Annotated in this window: 23 protein-coding genes; 13 read left to right on the top strand and 10 right to left on the bottom strand. The window is 63.2% G+C overall.

What is annotated here, in order from left to right:
- The first annotated feature begins 111 nt into the window (after positions 1 to 111).
- From moaA to NDO48_RS09685, 10 genes are all read left to right on the top strand, one after another.
- Positions 112 to 1,116 carry a GTP 3',8-cyclase MoaA gene (gene moaA, locus NDO48_RS09730; RefSeq protein WP_018428274.1) on the top strand — a complete coding sequence of 335 codons (1,005 nt, stop codon included), beginning with the start codon at positions 112 to 114 and terminating at the stop codon, positions 1,114 to 1,116.
- A gap of 56 nt (positions 1,117 to 1,172) precedes the next feature.
- A complete protein-coding gene (locus tag NDO48_RS09725) occupies positions 1,173 to 1,643 on the top strand; it encodes a hypothetical protein (RefSeq protein WP_267321394.1) in 471 nt (156 codons plus the stop codon).
- A 90-nt stretch (positions 1,644 to 1,733) separates the two neighbouring features.
- Positions 1,734 to 2,654 (top strand): DMT family transporter, encoded by a 921-nt coding sequence (locus NDO48_RS09720; RefSeq protein ID WP_026227253.1) that lies wholly within the window; start codon positions 1,734 to 1,736, stop codon positions 2,652 to 2,654.
- Positions 2,651 to 3,274, top strand: a complete 624-nt coding sequence (gene mobA / locus NDO48_RS09715; protein WP_157632736.1) for a molybdenum cofactor guanylyltransferase MobA — start codon at positions 2,651 to 2,653, stop codon at positions 3,272 to 3,274. Before NDO48_RS09720 ends, mobA begins: the two co-directional genes overlap by 4 nt.
- Complete coding sequence (mobB, locus tag NDO48_RS09710) at positions 3,274 to 3,786, top strand: molybdopterin-guanine dinucleotide biosynthesis protein B (RefSeq protein WP_085941121.1); 513 nt, start codon at positions 3,274 to 3,276, stop codon at positions 3,784 to 3,786. The genes mobA and mobB overlap by 1 nt, the downstream gene beginning before the upstream one ends.
- Before the next feature lie 164 nt (positions 3,787 to 3,950).
- Positions 3,951 to 4,730, top strand: a complete 780-nt coding sequence (locus NDO48_RS09705) for an ABC transporter substrate-binding protein (RefSeq protein WP_026227254.1) — start codon at positions 3,951 to 3,953, stop codon at positions 4,728 to 4,730.
- A gap of 133 nt (positions 4,731 to 4,863) precedes the next feature.
- On the top strand, positions 4,864 to 5,577 hold the full coding sequence (locus tag NDO48_RS09700; protein ID WP_018428280.1) for an ABC transporter permease: 714 nt from the start codon (positions 4,864 to 4,866) through the stop codon (positions 5,575 to 5,577).
- A complete protein-coding gene (locus tag NDO48_RS09695; RefSeq protein ID WP_018428281.1) occupies positions 5,574 to 6,404 on the top strand; it encodes an ABC transporter permease in 831 nt (276 codons plus the stop codon). Before NDO48_RS09700 ends, NDO48_RS09695 begins: the two co-directional genes overlap by 4 nt.
- Before the next feature lie 148 nt (positions 6,405 to 6,552).
- The gene (locus NDO48_RS09690) at positions 6,553 to 7,422 is read left to right on the top strand and encodes an NAD(P)-dependent oxidoreductase (RefSeq protein WP_018428282.1); all 870 of its coding nucleotides are present in this window, start codon (positions 6,553 to 6,555) and stop codon (positions 7,420 to 7,422) included.
- Positions 7,423 to 7,431: 9 nt separating this feature from the next.
- Positions 7,432 to 8,130 (top strand): DNA alkylation repair protein, encoded by a 699-nt coding sequence (locus tag NDO48_RS09685; RefSeq protein WP_267321393.1) that lies wholly within the window; start codon positions 7,432 to 7,434, stop codon positions 8,128 to 8,130.
- Here the strand turns inward: NDO48_RS09685 and NDO48_RS09680 are convergent, their stop codons facing one another.
- From NDO48_RS09680 to NDO48_RS09665, 4 genes are all read right to left on the bottom strand, one after another.
- Positions 8,131 to 8,622: an Lrp/AsnC family transcriptional regulator gene (locus tag NDO48_RS09680; protein WP_018428284.1), complete on the bottom strand. Its 492-nt coding sequence runs from the start codon at positions 8,620 to 8,622 to the stop codon at positions 8,131 to 8,133.
- Positions 8,623 to 8,714: 92 nt separating this feature from the next.
- Positions 8,715 to 9,341, bottom strand: coding sequence for a uracil-DNA glycosylase family protein (locus tag NDO48_RS09675; protein WP_081623557.1), 627 nt, complete (start codon positions 9,339 to 9,341; stop codon positions 8,715 to 8,717).
- 8 nt (positions 9,342 to 9,349) lie between these two features.
- Positions 9,350 to 9,961 (bottom strand): glutathione S-transferase, encoded by a 612-nt coding sequence (locus NDO48_RS09670; protein ID WP_018428286.1) that lies wholly within the window; start codon positions 9,959 to 9,961, stop codon positions 9,350 to 9,352.
- A gap of 39 nt (positions 9,962 to 10,000) precedes the next feature.
- Positions 10,001 to 10,618 (bottom strand): thermonuclease family protein, encoded by a 618-nt coding sequence (locus NDO48_RS09665; protein ID WP_018428287.1) that lies wholly within the window; start codon positions 10,616 to 10,618, stop codon positions 10,001 to 10,003.
- A gap of 76 nt (positions 10,619 to 10,694) precedes the next feature.
- Between NDO48_RS09665 and NDO48_RS09660 the strand changes: the two genes are divergently transcribed.
- The gene (locus NDO48_RS09660) at positions 10,695 to 12,206 is read left to right on the top strand and encodes a sensor histidine kinase (RefSeq protein WP_018428288.1); all 1,512 of its coding nucleotides are present in this window, start codon (positions 10,695 to 10,697) and stop codon (positions 12,204 to 12,206) included.
- Here the strand turns inward: NDO48_RS09660 and NDO48_RS09655 are convergent.
- Positions 12,203 to 13,198 carry a nicotinate-nucleotide--dimethylbenzimidazole phosphoribosyltransferase gene (locus NDO48_RS09655; RefSeq protein WP_018428289.1) on the bottom strand — a complete coding sequence of 332 codons (996 nt, stop codon included), beginning with the start codon at positions 13,196 to 13,198 and terminating at the stop codon, positions 12,203 to 12,205. The genes NDO48_RS09660 and NDO48_RS09655 overlap by 4 nt on opposite strands.
- Positions 13,199 to 13,397: 199 nt before the next feature.
- On the opposite strand from NDO48_RS09655, the gene NDO48_RS09650 reads away from it, so the two are divergent.
- Both NDO48_RS09650 and NDO48_RS09645 read left to right on the top strand, forming a co-directional pair.
- Positions 13,398 to 13,628: a DUF1289 domain-containing protein gene (locus tag NDO48_RS09650; protein WP_018428290.1), complete on the top strand. Its 231-nt coding sequence runs from the start codon at positions 13,398 to 13,400 to the stop codon at positions 13,626 to 13,628.
- A 15-nt stretch (positions 13,629 to 13,643) separates the two neighbouring features.
- Positions 13,644 to 14,345, top strand: coding sequence for a TIGR02281 family clan AA aspartic protease (locus NDO48_RS09645; protein ID WP_267321392.1), 702 nt, complete (start codon positions 13,644 to 13,646; stop codon positions 14,343 to 14,345).
- Here the strand turns inward: NDO48_RS09645 and dusA are convergent.
- The 5 genes from dusA to NDO48_RS09620 all read right to left on the bottom strand — a co-directional run bounded on the left by dusA (position 14,342) and on the right by NDO48_RS09620 (position 18,397).
- Positions 14,342 to 15,346, bottom strand: a complete 1,005-nt coding sequence (dusA, locus tag NDO48_RS09640; RefSeq protein WP_267321391.1) for a tRNA dihydrouridine(20/20a) synthase DusA — start codon at positions 15,344 to 15,346, stop codon at positions 14,342 to 14,344. The genes NDO48_RS09645 and dusA overlap by 4 nt on opposite strands.
- Before the next feature lie 121 nt (positions 15,347 to 15,467).
- On the bottom strand, positions 15,468 to 15,887 hold the full coding sequence (locus NDO48_RS09635; protein WP_018428293.1) for a YbaN family protein: 420 nt from the start codon (positions 15,885 to 15,887) through the stop codon (positions 15,468 to 15,470).
- A gap of 24 nt (positions 15,888 to 15,911) precedes the next feature.
- The gene (locus NDO48_RS09630) at positions 15,912 to 17,054 is read right to left on the bottom strand and encodes an alpha-hydroxy acid oxidase (protein WP_018428294.1); all 1,143 of its coding nucleotides are present in this window, start codon (positions 17,052 to 17,054) and stop codon (positions 15,912 to 15,914) included.
- Positions 17,055 to 17,178: 124 nt separating this feature from the next.
- Complete coding sequence (locus NDO48_RS09625) at positions 17,179 to 17,526, bottom strand: VOC family protein (RefSeq protein ID WP_267321390.1); 348 nt, start codon at positions 17,524 to 17,526, stop codon at positions 17,179 to 17,181.
- Positions 17,527 to 17,599: 73 nt separating this feature from the next.
- Positions 17,600 to 18,397 (bottom strand): FAD binding domain-containing protein, encoded by a 798-nt coding sequence (locus NDO48_RS09620; RefSeq protein ID WP_018428296.1) that lies wholly within the window; start codon positions 18,395 to 18,397, stop codon positions 17,600 to 17,602.
- Positions 18,398 to 18,460 lie beyond the last annotated feature (63 nt).

The following is an 18,460-nucleotide window of genomic DNA, read 5'->3' as shown; positions in this document are numbered from 1 at the left end:
AATGTTACCTGAACAGGGCCCTTGGCACTTGAAGGGTAATGTTTTTTGAACGACATGAAAGAGAGCGGTCTGGGAAACCGCTTGCAGGGAGTGAGCAGAGGCGACATGGGAATGCACGACACCAGCATGATCGACCCGTTCGGGCGTGCGATTTCCTATCTGCGCGTGTCGGTGACCGACCGCTGCGATTTCCGTTGCACCTATTGCATGGCCGAGGACATGGCCTTCCTGCCCAAGAAGGACCTGCTGTCACTGGAAGAACTCGATCGGCTCTGCACCGTCTTCATCGAAAAAGGCGTGAAGAAGCTGCGTCTCACCGGCGGAGAGCCGCTCGTGCGCAAGAACATCATGCATCTGGTGCGCCAGCTGTCGCGCCATCTCGAAAGCGGCGCGCTTGAAGAGCTGACTCTGACGACCAACGGCTCGCAGCTGTCGCGTTTCGCCAGCGAACTAGCCGATCGCGGCGTGCGCCGCATCAACGTGTCGCTCGACACGCTCGACCCCACTAAGTTCCACGCCATCACGCGCTGGGGTCACCTTGCCAAGGTAATGGAAGGCATCGATGCGGCACTTGCCGCCGGAATCCATGTCAAGCTGAACGCCGTTGCCCTTAAGGGCTTCAACGACCTGGAAATCCCTGAGATGATGCGCTGGGCCCATGGCCGCGGTATGGACCTGACGGTCATCGAAACCATGCCGATGGGCGAGATCGACGCCGACCGCACCGACCAGTACCTGCCGCTGTCGCTGCTCAGGGCAAGCCTCGAACGCCAGTTCACGCTGAAGGACATCCCGTTCAAGACCGGTGGTCCCGCCCGCTATGTCGAGGTCGCCGAGACCGGCGGCAAGCTCGGCTTCATCACGCCGATGACGCATAATTTCTGCGAAAGTTGCAACCGTGTCCGCCTGACCTGCACCGGCACGCTCTATATGTGCCTCGGCCAGGAAGACGACGCCGATCTGCGCGCACCGCTGCGCGCTTCAGAGGGCAACGAGCTGGTTTCACGGGCAATCGATGAAGCGATCGGCCGCAAGCCCAAGGGGCATGATTTCATCATAGACCGCCACACCAACCGCCCGTCCGTATCGCGCCACATGAGCGTCACCGGCGGCTGACGGCACGGCGCCACTAACCGCGCAAGCATTGGACTTCCATAGAAGGAGTGGGTGGTATGGCTTACCGGCTGGCAACGATGCTGCCCGCAATTTCCTTGTCATTGGCGGTTGCAGCACCTGCTGTGGCAAAGCCCTTCATCTACACCAACGCCCGCTTTGGCACCTCGGTGACGTTTCCGCGCGACATCTTCATCGATCGGTTGCCACCGCCCGCCAATGGCGACGGCATGACATTCACTGCCGCGGATGGGGCAAGTCTCGCAGTCTATGGCTCCTACAATGCGCTCGAGCAGACACCGGCCCAACTCGCCGATTTCAGTTCCGAAGGCATGAATGTCACCTATCGCAAGGTGGGCAAGGACTGGGTCGTGCTGTCAGGGCATGACGGCAATTCCATTTTCTACCAGCGCCTCGAATTCGGTCGCAGCGGTGTCATTCACGCTTTCCTGCTCAAATATCCTGCCACGGCCAAGGCGAAATACGACCCGCTCATCGGTCGTATCGCCGACAGTCTCAACGGTCCGTGACGCAATTGCCGGGCTGGTCCATGTGTTTGGCATTGCTGTTTGGCGCGGCTCTGCTTAAGCCGTAGGCAACAGCAGCAATGGAAGGCTCAATTGCCACTTTCCTCGAATGTTCGCGGCGCCAGCTTCATGGTTGTCGCGATGGCCGCCTTCACCTTCAACGATACGCTGAGCAAGCTTGCTGCCCAGACGATCAATCCCGGCCAGCTGATGCTGGTGCGCGGCGTCTTTGCCACTGTTCTCATCAGCCTGTTGGCCTGGCACCGGGGAGCGCTCAAGGGCGCCCGCGACTACTGGCACCCCATGGTGCTGCTGCGCCTGATCGGCGAGGTCGGCGGCACTGTCTGCTTCCTCGCGGCCCTGCCCCATCTGCCGCTCGCCAACATTTCGTCCGTGCTTCAGGCCCTGCCGCTTGCAGTTACCATGGGGGCGGCGCTGTTCCTCGGCGAAGGCGTCGGCTGGCGCCGATGGCTGGCCATCGTGGTCGGCTTCGGCGGCGTGCTGATCATCGTCCGGCCCGGCTTTGACGGCTTCAACGCCTTTTCGCTGCTGGCGCTGCTTTCGGTTGCTTTCTGCGCCGTGCGCGACCTGGCGACCCGCCAGATTCCCGGGCATGTGCCCTCGCTGTTCGTTTCGACCGTCACCACCATCGTCATCACGCTGACCGGCGCATTCACCATCGTGCCCTTCGGCGGCTGGACGCCGATGCCGCTGGAACTCGTGATGTACCTCGGCGGCGCGGCAGTGCTGGTGCTGTTCGGCTACCAGTTCGTCATCATGGCGATGCGTGAAGGCGAGGTCTCGTTCATCGCGCCCTTCCGCTACACGGCGCTCATCTGGGCGATCTCGCTCAGCATCTTCGTCTTCGGCGACATTCCCGATACCGCCATGATCACGGGTGCCGCAATGATCGTCGCGTCGGGCCTCTATTCGCTCTATCGCGAGCGCCTCGTGGGCAAAGGTCGTCCCGCGGCCGAAAGCACGAGCCCGACAATGGCTCCGGACGGCGTGTGATGACTGCTATCGCAGGCCTCATCCTTGCGGGCGGACGCTCCAGCCGCATGGGCGGCACCGACAAGACCCTGCTTGCGCTCGGCGGGCGACCGATGATCCGCCATGTGCTCGACCGGCTCGCGCCGCAAGCGTCGCCTGTCGTTATCAACACCAATGGCGATCCGGCGCATTTCGCGCATTTCGGCGCCGAGGTGATTGCCGATACGATTGCAGGTTACCAGGGACCGCTGGCCGGGGTTCTGACCGGGCTCGAATGGGCAAAGGAGCTCGCCGGCGTTACCCATGTGCTGAGCGTCGCCGGCGACACGCCGTTTTTCCCAGCCGACCTGGCCCAGAAGCTCGCCCATCATGCAGTCGAGGACCGCATCGCTGTAGCGGCTTCCAATGGCCGCGTGCACCCGACCTTTGCACTGTGGCCGGTGTCGCTGCGCGTCGCCCTTGCCGGCTTTCTCCAAGGCGCCGACAGCCGTCGCGTCATGACCTTCATGGAACAGGCGGGCATGGCCGCAGTCGACTTCCCCGAGATGCGTTTCGGCAATGCCAGGGTCGATCCGTTCTTCAACATCAACACGCCCGACGATCTCGCCGAGGCGGAACGCCTGCTCGCCGGAGTTGAATGATGACCCATCGTGTCTTCGGCATCACCGGGTGGAAAAACTCGGGCAAGACGACCCTGACCGAGCGCCTGGTCACCGAATTGACCGGGCGTGGCTGGAAGGTCTCAACCATAAAGCACGCCCACCACGACTTCGACATCGACAAGCCGGGCACCGACAGCTTCCGCCACCGCGAGGCCGGCGCAAGCGAAGTCGCCATCGTCTCGGGACGCCGCTGGGCGCTGATGCATGAACTGCGCGGCGAAGACGAGCCGACACTGGACGAAGTGCTCGGCCGCATCGCTCCATGCGACATGGTGCTGGTGGAAGGCTACAAGCGCGAGGGCCACCTCAAGATCGAGGCCCGCCGGATCGAGGCCAAGGACCGCGCGCCGCTGGCGCCGAACGATCCGTCCATCGTGGCGGTTGCAGCCGATCATCAGGTCGAAGGAGAGAATGTTCCCGTCTTCGGCATCGACGATATCAGGGCCATCGCCGACTTCATCGAGCAACGCCTGGGCCTTGCAAAACACTGACGCTACGTCAGCCCGAATGCTTGCAACCAGTGTAACAAAAGCCCGATTCACGATTGATTTCTAACTGAAAACAGTGGGAGTATCCCCGCCATCAACGGAAGGAACGCTTCCGGCATCCGGCGATTGGGACAGGTAACGACCGGAAGCGTACAGAGAGGAGCATTATGAGGATTTCCACGCGTATCGCCTTGGCCGCCACTGCGGCACTCGCGCTCACCCTTGGAGCTGCGCAGGCGCAAGACAAGAAGATCACGATCGCCACCGAGGGCGCCTACCCTCCCTTCAACAACCTGACCTCCGACGGCAAGCTGGTCGGCTTCGACGTCGACATCGCCAACGCGCTTTGCGACGAGATGAAGGTCAAGTGCGAGATCGTCGCCCAGGAATGGGACGGCATGATCCCGGCGCTTCAGGCCGGCAAGTTCGATGCCATCATCGCCCAGATGTCGATCACGCCCGAGCGCAAGGAAAAGATCGACTTCTCGAAGAAGTACATCAACACGCCCGCCGTGATCGCCGCCGCCAAGGACAGCGACATCAAGGGTGTGACCAAGGAAGACCTGGCCGGCAAGACGATCGGCGTGCAGGGCTCGACCATCCACTACAACTACGCCGAGAAGGTGTTCACCGACAGCACCATCAAGTCCTATCCGAGCGCGGAAGAATACAAGCTCGACATGGCCAATGGCCGTCTCGACGCCGTCAGCGACGATCTCGTCTCGATCTCGCAGTGGCTTGAAACCGCGGATGGCGCTTGCTGCAAGATCGTCGGCACCATTCCGAACATGCCTGAGATCCACGGCGAAGGCGCCGGCGTCGGCGTCCGCAAGGGCGACACCGCCCTGGCCGATCAGTTCACGGCGGCCATCGCCGCGATCCGCGCCAACGGCAAGTACAAGGAAATCAACGACAAGTACTTCAAGTTCGACGTCTATGGCGACTAAGCCCATAGCGGCCTGAAGGATTGACGGGCGGCGGGACAAGCTCCCGCCGTTCGGCTAACATGGACATAACAACAAGCCGCCGCCAAAGGCGGACCGCCTCCCGCAAGGTGAGGCAAAAGGGGACAGTCGACCGATGCAGAGCATCTGGGCGCTTCTAAGTTTCGGGCCAGAAGGCTGGGGCAGCGCCCTTGCCTACGGTGTCTTCACCACCGTCTCGCTCGCTCTCGTCACATTGCCGCTGGGCCTGTTGATCGGTTTCCTGGTCGCGCTCGCCAAGCAGTCGAGCGAACCGTCCATGCGGCTGGCCGGCAACATCTACACCACCATTTTCCGTGGCCTGCCCGAACTGCTGACGCTGTTCCTTGTATTTTACGGCGCGCAGATCGGCATTCAGCAGGTTGTCCGGCTCATCAGCCCGGACACCACGGTGGAAATCAACAGCTTCATCGCCGGCATGGTCGCGCTCGGCGTCGTCTTCTCGTCCTACGCCAGCGAAGTGTTCCTGTCCGCCTTCCGCGCCATTCCGCGCGGGCAATATGAGGGCGGCTATTCGGTCGGGCTTTCGCCACGGCAGACGATGCGTCTGGTGGTCCTGCCGCAGCTCGTGCGCATCGCCCTGCCCGGCCTGACGAATCTCTGGCTGATCCTGCTCAAGGACACCGCGCTGGTGTCGGCCATCGGCCTGACCGACATCCTGCGCCAGGCGAGCATCGCCTCGCGGGTCACCAAGGAGGCCTTCCTGTTCTACAGCGTCGCTTGCCTCATCTACCTGGCCCTCGCCATCATCTCGTCTTTCGGCATCCGCGCCATCGAGCGCAAAGTCGGCAAGCGGGAGGCCGCACGATGAACGCTTCGACCGAAACGGTGGAGAAAGTTCAGCGTCCGCCCGCACCGCCGCGCGGATGGCCACGGGAGCGCATTCTCGGCTGGGTCTTCGTCAGTCTCTGGATCGCCCTTGGTATCGCCCTGGTCGCCTATCTGATCAGCGCCTGGAACCCCGAGCTCTTCAACAAATATGCGCCGAGCTACCTGTCCGGCGTCCGCGTGACGTTGACGCTGGTTGCGATCTCCATCGTGCTCGGCTCGATCCTGTCGCTGCCGATCTGCTATGCGCGCATGTCCAGCAACCGCGTGCTGAATGCGATCTCCTACGGCTACGTCTATTTCTTCCGCGGCACGCCGCTGCTCGCCCAGACATTCCTGATCTATTACGGCTTTGGCTCCTTCCGCCCGCAGCTCGAGGCCATCGGCCTTTGGGGATTTTTCCGCGAAGCCTGGTATTGCGCGGTGCTTGCATTTGCGCTGAACACGGCTGCCTACCAGGCGGAAATCCTGCGCGGCGCCATCGAGAGCGTCGGCAAGGGGCAGTGGGAAGCAGCCTCCGCGCTCGGCCTGTCCAAGCTGCAGACGATGTACAAGGTGATCCTACCGCAGGCGCTGGTCGTGGCTCTGCGTCCCTACGGCAACGAGATCATCCTCATGGTCAAGGGCTCGGCCATCGTCGCCATCATCACGGTCTATGACCTGATGGGCGAGACCAGGCGCGCATTCTCGCGCACCTTCGATTTTCAGACCTATCTGTGGGCCGCCCTGCTCTACCTGTCGATGGTTGAGGCGTTGCGTCACGGAGTGGACTGGATCGAGCGCCGGATTACTCGCCATCTGCATCGCTAGCCGGCTCTGGCGTCATAGTCCTGACGAATCTGCCCAAGTCGCTCTATGTGTTTGAAACGACGCATCGTGCCTTCCGAAAATCGATTCCGATTTTCGTGCCGATGCGCTAGACCACGGGGCAACGAACAGCGTTTTGAAAGGGTCTGGCATGGCATCGGTCGCGTTCCTGGGTCTCGGGGTCATGGGCTATCCCATGGCCGGTCATCTCAAGAACAAAGGCGGGCACGACGTCACCGTCTACAACCGCACCGCGGCCAAAGCCGAAAAATGGGCAGCCCAGCACGGCGGCCGCCATGCCCCGACCCCAGCTGAAGCGGCCCGGGACAAAGATTTCGTCTTCGCCTGCGTCGGCAACGACGACGACCTGCGCTCGGTAACGATCGGCGCGAACGGCGCGTTCGACGCGATGAAGAAGGGCTCGGTGTTCATCGACAACACCACCGCATCGGCCGAGGTCGCGCGTGAGCTCGCCGCGGAGGCCGAAGCGCGTGGCTTCCACTTCCTCGACGCCCCCGTCTCTGGCGGCCAGGCCGGCGCCGAAAACGGCGTGCTGACGGTCATGGTCGGCGGCGACCAGGCAAGCTTCGATCGCGCCAGACCAGTGATCGACGCCTTTGCCCGCATGGTCGGCCTGATGGGCCCGGTGGGCTCCGGCCAATTGACCAAGATGATCAACCAGATCTGTATCGCCGGCCTCGTCCAGGGCCTGGCCGAAGGCATCCATTTCGGCAAGCAGGCCGGGCTCGATATCGAAAAGGTGGTCGACGTCATTTCCAAGGGCGCGGCCGGTTCCTGGCAGATGGAGAACCGTCACAAGACCATGAATGCCGGCAAGTATGATTTCGGCTTTGCCATCGACTGGATGCGCAAGGATCTCGGCATCTGCCTGGCCGAAGCCGACCGCAACGGCGCCAAGCTGCCGGTGACCGCGCTGGTCGACCAGTTCTACAAGGATGTGCAGGCGATGGGCGGCGGCCGCTGGGACACCTCGTCTCTGCTCGCCCGCCTTGAGAAATAGAGCCGCCACATGGCGCTGGCGCCGGCATCGACCGCAGACGAGATCGTGGCGCATCTGCACACGCTCGCCTCGAACGAAAGCCGTGCAAGCATGGCCCGCCTCGGCATCGTCACCGACTTTGCCCTCGGCATCTCCAACGCCGTGCTCAACCCGATCGCGCGTCAACTGAAGCGCGATCACGTCCGCGCCCGGGTCCTATGGACTAGCGACGTCCGCGAGGCGCGCCTCTTGGCGATCCTGACCGACGAGCCATCGAAGGTCACGCGAGCGCAAGTCGATGCAATGGCCGCCGGGTTCGGCAGCTGGGAAATCGTCGACCACGCGGCTTATCTCATCTGCGAGGCAAAGCTCGCACACGAGATCATCCCGGCCTACGCGGCGGACGAACGCGAGTTCGTGTGCCGCACGGCCTTCTCGACCATCGCAACTGCGGCCGTTCATCTGAAGAAGGAACCAGACGACACGTTCGTCGCCTGGCTCGACCTCATTGAGGCTCGCGCAGGCGATGACAGGAACTTCGTCAAGAAGGCAGTGAACTGGGCGCTGAGACAGGTCGGCAAGCGCTCGCTTGCCCTTCACGCTCCGGCACTTCGGCTGTCGGAGAAGCTGGCCGCCCTGGACAACAAGGCGGCGCGCTGGATCGGCAAGGACGCCGTACGCGAACTCACCGATCCGAAGACGCTTGCGCGCATCGACGCAAAGCGCTGATCAGGCGGCGCTTGCGCCGCTTTCCTTGTCGAGCAGCATGTAGTCGAGCGGCATTTCGGTCGTGTACTTGATCTGCTCCATGGCGAAGGACGACGACACGTCGCGGATCTCGATCTTGGCGATCAGCCGCTTGTAAAAGGCGTCGTAAGCGCCGATATCGGGCACGACCACACGCAGCAAATAATCAACGTCACCGCTCATGCGGTAGAACTCGATGACCTCGGGAAACTCCTGAATCACTTCGGAGAACCGACGAAGCCACTCATGGCTGTGAGAATTGGTACGGATCGCCACGAAGACGGTGACGCGCGCATTGATCTTCTCGGGATCGAGCAGCGCTACGCGACGCTTGATGACGCCCTCTTCCTCCAGCTTTTGGATGCGGCGCCAGCAAGGCGTGGTGGACAGTCCGACTTTCTTGGCAACGTCGGCCACGGCCAGCGTAGCGTCCTCCTGGAGGAGGCGGAGAATTTTTCTGTCGAGGCGGTCCATTTTTGGCTCCGTTAGAAAAGGTTCGCCATAATCGTGATAATCAGACCATCATACAAGAAAGGAATTCTCCACGCACCCCGCATTCGCGGTTATTATTTGCGCGCGCCGGCATGCAGACGACGCCGGATTTCTGTCCTAAGGAAAGGCAGCAATTCCATTTCGAACCACGGATTCCGTTTGATCCAACCTGTGTTGCGCCAGGAAGGATGAGGCAAAGGCAGGACGTGCGGCGAAGACGAGCGCGCCCAGGCAGCCCGCCAGTCGGCCACGGTATCGGTCAGAGACCGCGCCCTCGCCGCCTCCATGTGCCAGCGTTGCGCATACTGCCCGATCGCCAGCACGACATCGACCTGCTTCATGCCCGCCATCAGCCGCGCGCGCCAGGCAGGGGCACATTCGCGCCGTGGCGGCAGGTCGCCACCCTTTTCGTCCTGCCCGGGAAAGCAGAAGCCCATCGGCACGATCGCGAACTTGTCTGGGTCGTAGAACTCATCAGAACTGACTCCCAGCCAATCGCGCAGCCGGTCACCCGACGCATCGGTGAACGGCGCGCCGCTGAGATGCACCTTGGTGCCCGGCGCCTGTCCGGCGATCAGGATGCGAGCCGAGGCCGAGGGCACCACCACCGGTCGCGGCTCGTGCGGCAATGGCTTGCCGACAGGCTGTTCCACGCAGATGCGGCAGGCCTTGATCTCAGCGACAAGTTCGCCGAGTTCCATCGAGATCGTCACGCGGCGGCACTCGGCCGTGCGGACAGCGCGGCATGCCAGCGCCGCACGTTCGAAAGTTCCTCGGGCACTGCAATGCGCGCGGGCTTCATGAAGTCGATGGCAATCAGTCCGGTGATATCGGCAATCGAGAGCGCATCTCCGGCAGCGAACTCGCGGCCCGCCAGCTCCTTGTCGAGCAGGCCAAGGAAGTCGACAGCCTTGGGCTTGTTGACCTCGCCCCACTCCGGCACCTGGGGCACCTCCCACGTCTTCATGGCGGGATGGATGTGGCGGAAAGCGAACCCGACGGGCAAGAACAGGTTAAGCTCGATGCGGCGCTGCCACATCTCCACCAGTGCCTTGCCCAGCGCACCGCGCCCGAACAGTGCCGGCTCCGGATGAAGCTCCTCGAAATAGCGGCAGATGGCGACGGATTCGGTAAGCACGGTGCCGTCGTCGAGTTCCAGAACCGGCAGCCGCTGCAGCGGGTTGCGGCTGGTGACATCCTGCTGCTTGTGTTCGAACGCCCCCATGTCGACACGCACGACAGGCACCTCGATGCCCTTTTCGGCCAGGAACACGCGCACGCGCCTCGGATTAGGCGCCTTGCCTCCATCGAACAGCTTCATGATGCCTCCTTGCTCTCCATGCCAACTATAGGCCGCAAGCTACGAGAATCGAAAAATTTCCCGCAGCCAGTTCCATATCCGACCATAGGGTCCGTGCTCGATCTCGACCATGTCGTCGTGCATGCGGCGCCAGTCGCGCGGACGCTCGAAATCGCCGGCCCAGACGCCCAGGCGGCCACGGCGCGCAATGTCCTCCTCGGCATCGTAGTCGCCGTATGCGACTGCCCAACCCGCAACAATTTGCGCGCGGTTGAGATTGACGCCACCGGCGGTGCATTCGCCGAGCAGCCGGCCGTATTTGTCGCGCTCCCAGCCGGTGCAGCTGACAGTCTTGCCAGCCACCATCTTCGACAACGCCTCGCGCGAACGCCGACCACAGGGATAGTCCTCGCCGTCCTTGCGGCAGATCTGCGCGTACTCAGGCGCATCGATGCCGCGCAGGCGGATGCGTTCGCCCTGCAGCGTGATCGAATCGCCGTCGTTGATCACGGCAACGCCCTCGGCGGTGCGTGTGCCCAAGCGGTCGAGGCGTGCCGACACCAGCACCAGAAGGCCAAGGATCGCAGCCGTCAACGCGTAATCGGCAAGCTTGCGCCATCGGCTGTGCGGACGCTGGAAACGGCGCTGCCGCGGCCTGCCGGACCACGAACGGCTCATATGGCAAACAATCCCTTAATCATTCCGGGGTAGCTTATGGAAGCAAAGAAAGCGCGCGCGAATATCGAAACTTCAAATGCCGTTGCAACGCTCGAACACGGCGGACAAGATCATTGTGGACCGCAGGAAACGCCATCGCAACAGCGATGTCGCGCGTGCGGTGCGCAAGACGCGCGATCGTCTGTCGCAGCAGCCGGGCGGCTTTGCCTTCGACCGCGAACTGCTGAAGCTCCACGCCCAATCCATCGTCGCCAATTCGGCCACCATGCCGCTGATGGTCGTGGCCTTTGCCGCCGCCGGCCTCGCGCTCGGCGCCGATGGCGACATGCTGATGTGGGCGCTGGTCGGGGTCATGGCCTATGTGGGGCTGGCGATCCTGGCCCGGCGCATCGACGCCTCCACCGAGTTGGCACCGGCATCTGCACGACGCAATTTCCTCGTCGGCCATTTCGTCACCGGCCTCGCCTGGGCCTATCTCGCAGCAATGTCGTGCGAGGCATGCGATCCCGAACAGCTGGCGATCGTCAAGGGCGCCTTCCTGCTCGGTGCCATGGCTGCGACAGCAATCGTGGCGTCGTCGTTGCGCGGCGCGCTGCTGCTCACATTCGCCGCTCCCGTGGCAGCCTATGCGGCCTTCGCAGTCAGGCTCACAGAGCCGATCGGCATCATCATGGTGGCGCTGCTGATCACGGCCCTACCCTTCTTCTCCTATGTGGCGAAGGTCATGAACCGCTCAGCGCTGATGCTGATGTCGTTCCGCTCAGAGATGGACGCGCTGATTGCCGAACTCGAGACCGCCAAGTCGATGTCGGACGAGGCGCGCCGCCGCGCCGAGGACGCCAATCTCGCCAAATCGCGCTTCCTCGCCACAATGAGCCATGAGCTGCGCACGCCGCTCAACGCTATCCTCGGCTTTTCCGAGGTCATGGCCGGCGAAGTGCTGGGCCCGATTAACAGTCCGACCTACCGCGAATATGCCCGCGATATCCACGACTCGGGCCAGCACCTGCTCGACCTCATCAACGAGATTCTCGACCTGTCCCGCATCGAAGCCGGCCGCTACCAGCTCAACGAAGAGCCGCAGATGGTGCTTTCGATCGTCGAGGACTGCTGCCACATGATGGAGCTGAAGGCCCGCAACAAGGACCTGCGCATCATCCAGGACTTCGAACCGGCCTTGCCGCGCCTTCTGGGCGACGAGCGCGCCATTCGCCAGATCACGCTCAATCTCCTGTCGAACGCCATCAAGTTCTCGCCGACCGGCGGCGAAATCCGCGTCCGCGTCGGCTGGACCGCCGGCGGTGGCCAGTACATTTCGGTCAAGGACAACGGCCCCGGCATTCCGCCGGAAGAAATCCCCATCGTGCTCTCCGCCTTCGGCCAGGGCGCCATCGCCATCAAGAGCGCCGAACAGGGCACCGGCCTCGGCCTGCCGATCGTGCAGGGCCTGCTTGCCCTGCACGGCGGCGAGTTCGAGCTTCATTCGAAGCTGCGCGAGGGCACCGAGGCAATTGCCATATTCCCGGCCGTGCGGGTGATCGACCGATTGCCGGCGATCCAGCCGCGCAGCGCAGCCGGCGGACGCTAGGCGACCGCGGCTGCCATGCCCGAGCTGATCTGCGCCGAGGTCTTGACCAGGCCGGCAGCAAGGCCTGCGCCGACACCTTCGCCATGATCGATGCCGAGGCCGAGCAGAGGACGTACGCCGAGCTTGGCCAGCAGTCGTGCGTGCCCCGGCTCGGTCGAGACATGCGAGAACATGCAATGGTCGAGCGCGTTCGGATGCTGGGCATAGAGCACGGCAGCAGCGGCTGTCGTCGCAAAGCCGTCAATGAGCACCGGGATCTTTTCCATGCGGGCAGCAAGGATCGCACCGGCGATTGCCGCGAACTCACGGCCGCCGACACGGCGCAGCGCCTCGAACGGATCTCTCAGATGTTCGCCATGGAGTGCCAGCGCCCGGTCGACGATTGCGGCCTTGCGCGCCTGCATGGCCACGTCGGCACCAGAACCCGGACCGATCCAATCGGCCCCCTTGCCGCCAAACAGGGCGGCCGAAAGCGCTGCCGCAACGGTCGTATTGGCGACACCGAGATCGCCGATACAGAACAGGTCGAAGCCGCCGGCGGTGGCCTCCATGCCGAAGGCCATGGTCGCAGCACAACCACGCTCGTCGAGCGCCGGCTCGACCGTCATGTCAGCGGTGGGCAGATGCAGCGCGAGGTCGAAGACCTTGAGGCCGAGGTCGTTGGCGACACAGATCTGGTTGATCGCAGCCCCACCCGCCGCGCAGAGTTCGACGCGCTGGGCAGTGGCTTCCATCGGCCGTGGCGAAACGCCATGGACCGCGACGCCGTGATTGCCGGCGAAGATCGCAACCGTCGGCTTCAGCACCGACGGCGGCGCCCGCCCGGTCCAGCGCGCCAGCCAGGCAGCAATATCCTCGATGCGTCCGAGCGAGCCCCTGGGCTTGTCGGCCTTGGCAAACAGCGACCACACCTTTCCCGCCTGCGCCACGTCGCCTTCGGGCAAATGGGCAAAGAGGTTGCGGAAATCGTCGAAGGGAGAAGCGCTGCTCATGGGATCGGGGCCTGCCGTTCACAAATCAATGCCTGCGGCATAGCTCTCCAGCTGTCCGAAGACAATCGCGGCATCATGCCCTCGCATGGCATTTCAGACGAGGCAACCGCCGGAAAGCGCTTGCAATGACGCAAAGGCTACATCATCTCTTTGGCTGACATTGTATGCATGTTGGCATGACCCGCCTCCGGAAGACTTCATGACCGCGATTGAAACGCCTTGCATTCTGGTCTGCCAGATCGACGACAAGACCGGCTATTGCTACGGCTGCGGACGGACCCGCGACGAGGTGTGGGCCTGGACTAAAATGACGCCCGAAGAGCGCCGCGAGGTCATGGCCACTCTTCCCGCACGCCTGGAAACGGTCGAACGCCGCCCTCGTCGCGAGACACGGCGCACCCGTATGGCCCGCGAACGCGGCATTGCCTGAGGATCATCACCTGACATGAGCCGCCTCTACTGGATCGTCATCGCGATACTCGGCGGCGGACTGCTGCTGCTCATGTTCAACGACAAGGCGGGCCAGACTTTCGGCCTCGACAATGACAGCTTTGGCCGCCTGGTCTATCTCGGAGCGCTGATTCTGGTCATAGGCGCAGGCATGGTCGGCCGCCGCGTGCGGTGGAGCGACAGCCTGCGCAACATCGCCATGTGGTTGCTGATCGTGCTCGTGTTCGTCGCCGGTTACCAGTACCGCTACGAGCTGCAGGACATCGGCAGCCGCGTGACGGCCGGCCTCATTCCCGGCAGCCCGATGTCCGCTTTCGACGGCGACGGCCGTGCCACGGTGACGCTCGACAAGCTGTCCAACGGCCATTTCGGCGCCCGGCTGTCCATCAATGGTGCGACCATCGACGCCATGGTAGACACCGGCGCCACCACCACGGTGCTGACCAAGGCTGACGCCATCAAGGCCGGCTTCGACCCTGGCCAGTTGAGCTTCACCATCCCCGTTTCGACAGCCAACGGCGTGGCGCATGCGGCGCGCGTGACGGCAGGAACCGTCCAGCTCGGTGCCATCGAGCGCAAGAACCTGCCCATGCTGGTCGCCGACGAAGGGCTCTTCCAGAGCCTGCTCGGTATGAACTTCATCGGCTCGCTGTCGGGCTTCGATGTCCGCGGCGACCGGATGATCCTGAGGGACTAAGCAGCTTCGCTGGCGCGGGTCAGGTCGACCGCTTCGAACGCCCGCCTCAGCACATCGACGCCTGCGCCCGGCTTCGTCGCATCGGTCGACAGGATCTGGCGATAGCGCCGCGCGCCCGAAAGACCATGGAACAGCCCGACCATATGGCGTGTGACATGACCGAGGCGACCGCCTGAAGCGATATGCCGCTCGGCATAGTCGGCCATGGCGTCGATCAGCGCGGCGTAGTCGATGTCCTCGGCCACATCGCCATTCAACAATGCATCGACGCCGCCGAGCACGCTCGGCGTGTGATAAGCGGCACGCCCGAGCATGACGCCATCGACCTTGTGGAGATGCGCCCGGCTCTCGTCCAGTGTCTGGATGCCGCCGTTTATGCCGATGAACTTGTCCTGGTATCGCGCCTTGAGGCGATAGACCCGATCATAGTCCAGCGGCGGGATCTCGCGGTTTTCCTTGGGGCTCAGCCCCTCGAGCCAGGCCTTGCGGGCATGCACCCACAGCGCGTCGGTGCCGGCGGCAAAGACCATGTCGGCCAGCGCGTCGAGCGCCGGCTCGGGGTCCTGGTGGTCGACGCCGATGCGGCACTTCACCGTCACAGGCACGCTCACCACATCCTTCATCGCCGAAACGCATTCGGCGACCAGCTCCGGCGTCTTCATCAGACAAGCGCCGAACGTACCCGACTGCACCCGGTCGGAAGGACAGCCGACATTGAGGTTGATCTCGTCATAGCCAAAGCCCTCGCCGATGCGCGCGGCCTCGGCCAGCTTGGCCGGATCCGAACCACCGAGCTGGAGCGCGATCGAGTGTTCGACGGCATCGAAACCCAACAGGCGCTCGCGCGGGCCATGGATCACCGCATCTGCCACCACCATCTCCGTGTAGAGCAGCGCATCGCTTGATATCTGCCGGTGAAAGTTGCGGCAGCAGCGATCGGTCCAGTCCATCATGGGTGCGACAGCGACGATCTTGGCGCCGTCGGCATAAAGCTTGGTCATGGTTTCTCGAATGTGCGTGGGGCGGCAACCGCCTTCAGATAAGGCCGCTCCGTAGCACAACAAGGCGCTGGAGACCAAATCAGTCCTTCAACCCTGTCGAGGCTGATCGATACGCTTGCTATCAGCCATCCGCGTCAGGAGACCCGGGATCGGGCCGGGTTCCCACATAGAGGGCACCGGCGGCAAAGAACAACGTCACGACAAACGCCACGATCGCGCCCGGCTGGCTGAGCCAGAACAGGCCGTAGCCGATGGCCATGCCGGTCCAGGCCATCAGCTTGCCGCGGCGCGGAATGGCGCCTTCCTCGCGCCAGGCACGCAAGGGCGGACCAAAGGTGGGATGGCCGAGCAGCCATGCCTCGAAACGCGGCGACGAACGGCCGAAGCACCAGGCAGCCAGGATGACGAAGATCGTTGTTGGCATGACCGGCAGGAAAGCGCCGATGATGCCAAGCAGAAGCATCAGCAGGCCGAGCGCGAAATAGACCCCGCGCTTCGCATTCGACGTCACCGCGCCGGCACCTCGCACGAACCGTTTCATGGTCTTTTCGGCCCAGCCGCCCGGTCAGCGCCGGGCGATGATGCTGATGTCGACGTCCTTGATGTCGCGCAGGCCGCAGAAGGCCATGGTGACGTCGAGTTCCTTGCGGATGATGTCGAGGCAGGCGGTCACGCCGGCCTCACCGCCAGCGCCAAGGCCGTAGAGGAAGGCGCGGCCGATGAACACGCCTTTGGCGCCGTAGGCGATGGCCTTGATGACGTCCTGGCCCGAGCGGATGCCGCCGTCCATGAAGACCTCGATGCGGTCGCCGACGCGCGCGACGATCTCTGGCAGCGCCGAGATCGACGACACCGCGCCGTCGAGTTGGCGGCCGCCATGGTTGGAAACGATCAAGGCGTCGGCACCGCTCGCCGCCGCCTTCTCGGCATCCTCCGGATCGAGGATGCCCTTCAAGATCAGCTTTCCGCCCCACTGGTCCTTGATCCACTTCACGTCGTCCCAGCTCAGCGCGGGATCGAACTGCTCGGCCGTCCACGACGACAGCGAGCGCAAATCGGTGACGCCCTTGGCGTGGCCGGCGATGTTGCGGAAGGTGCGCCTGTTGGTGCGCAACATGTTGAAACACCAGCGCGGCTTGGTGGCGAGATTGATGATGTTGGGGATGGTCATGCGCGGTGGCGTCGACAGACCGTTGACGACGTCCTTGTGGCGCTGTCCGAGGATCTGGAGGTCGAGCGTCAGCACCAGGGCCGAACAGTTGGCAGCCTTGGCGCGCCGGATGAGATTCATGACGAATTCGCGGTCCCGCATCACATAGAGCTGGAACCAGAACGGCTTCGAGGTGTTCTCTGCGATGTCCTCGATCGAGCAGATGCTCATGGTCGACAGCGTGAACGGAATGCCCGCCTTCTCGGCTGCGCGCGCGGCATGGATTTCGCCGTCGGCATGCTGCATTCCGGTCAGGCCCGTCGGCGCGATCGCTACCGGCATCGACACCTTTTCGCCGACCATCGTCGTTTCGAGCGTGCGGTTGCGCATGTCGACGGCCACGCGCTGGCGCAGCTTGATCGGTACGAAATCGCTCTCGTTTTCGCGATAGGTGCTTTCGGTCCAGGAGCCGGAATCGCAATAGTCGTAGAACATGCGCGGCACGCGGCGCTTGGCGATTGCGCGAAGGTCGGCGATCGAGGTTATCGGACGCGCCATTCCGTTATGCTCCACGTCTTGGGACTGCGATGAAACCGTGCGCGGCATGTAAGCCGCCTTGGCGATCGATGCCAAGGGCCACCCGGCAAGATGTTTGCCGGGGAACACCAGACTTTGGTTCTGCTCAGTGCCGGAGAATGTTGACCACGTTGCCGAAGGGATCGCGCAGGAAGAAACGCCTGACACCCCAGGGTTCGTCCGAAAGGTCGTAGACGATCTCATAGCCCGCCGCCCTGGCGCGTCGATAGATGTCGTCGACATCGTCGACCTCGATCGACAGCACCGGCACCGGGGTGCCGGAGCCGCCTTCGCTCGCGACACCGAGCTGCGGCGTCATCGTCCCACCGGACGCAAAGGTCAGTATCCAGCCATGATCCATGACGACGTCGAGACCCAGAAACTCGCCATAGAAAGCGCGGGCGGCCGCCGGATCGGCTGCATACAGATTGGCGACGATACGGCGAACGGCCATTTTGGGTCCCCTGTCTTTTCCGAGACGAAAAGGGGCCCGAAGGCCCCTTTGTGTATTCCATGTGGTCCGAAGGTCAGGCGTTCGCGGCGGCCACGGCGCGCTTGGCCATCACCACCACGAGATTGGCGCGGTATTCGGCCGACGCGTGGATGTCGGTCATCAGACTGCCTGATGGCACCGTCACACCCTCGAGTGCGGCAGCTTCGAACTTCTTGGTGAGGGCCGCCTCGATCTCCTTGGAGCGGAACACGCCGTCGTCGCCGGCCCCGGTCACGGCCGCACGCACGCCGTCCTTGCCCTTGGTCACGAAGACACCGGTCATGGCGTAACGCGACGCGGGGTTGGGAAACTTGGCATAGCCGGCCTTGGCGGGTGCAACGAAGCTGATCGCGGTGACCACCTCGTCGTCCTTGAGCGCCGTTTCGAACAGCCCCTTGAAGAACTTATCGGCCGCGATCTCGCGCTTGTTGGTGACGATTGTTGCGCCCAGCGCCAGCAGCGCTGACGGATAGTCGGCCGCCGGATCGTTGTTGGCGACCGAACCGCCGATCGTGCCGCGATGCCTGACTGCGGGATCGCCGATGTGGCTGGCCAGTCCGCACAAAGCCGGGCAGACCTTCATGAGCTTCTCATCATTGGCGACGTCGAAATGCGTCACCGCAGCACCGATGGTCACGTTCTTGCCCGAGACCTTGATGCCCTTGAGATCGGCAATGTGGGTAAGGTCGACGACATCTGAGGGTGCTGCAAGCCGCGTCTTCATCGCCGGGATCAGCGTCATACCGCCGGACAGGAACTTGCCGTCGCCGGATTTGACCTTCTTGACGGCGTCCGCGACCGAGGCAGCGCGATGGTAATTGACGGAATACATTTATCTTTCTCCCTTCGGGGAAAGAGCGAATGGGGAGTAGCTGATAGCGAGTGGAGATTTCGT

Origin of the sequence: Aminobacter sp. MET-1 (assembly GCF_026521175.1) — a bacterium.
In the GTDB taxonomy this organism is placed as follows: Bacteria; Pseudomonadota; Alphaproteobacteria; order Rhizobiales; family Rhizobiaceae; genus Aminobacter.
This window is presented reverse-complemented; position numbering and strand designations above follow the sequence as displayed.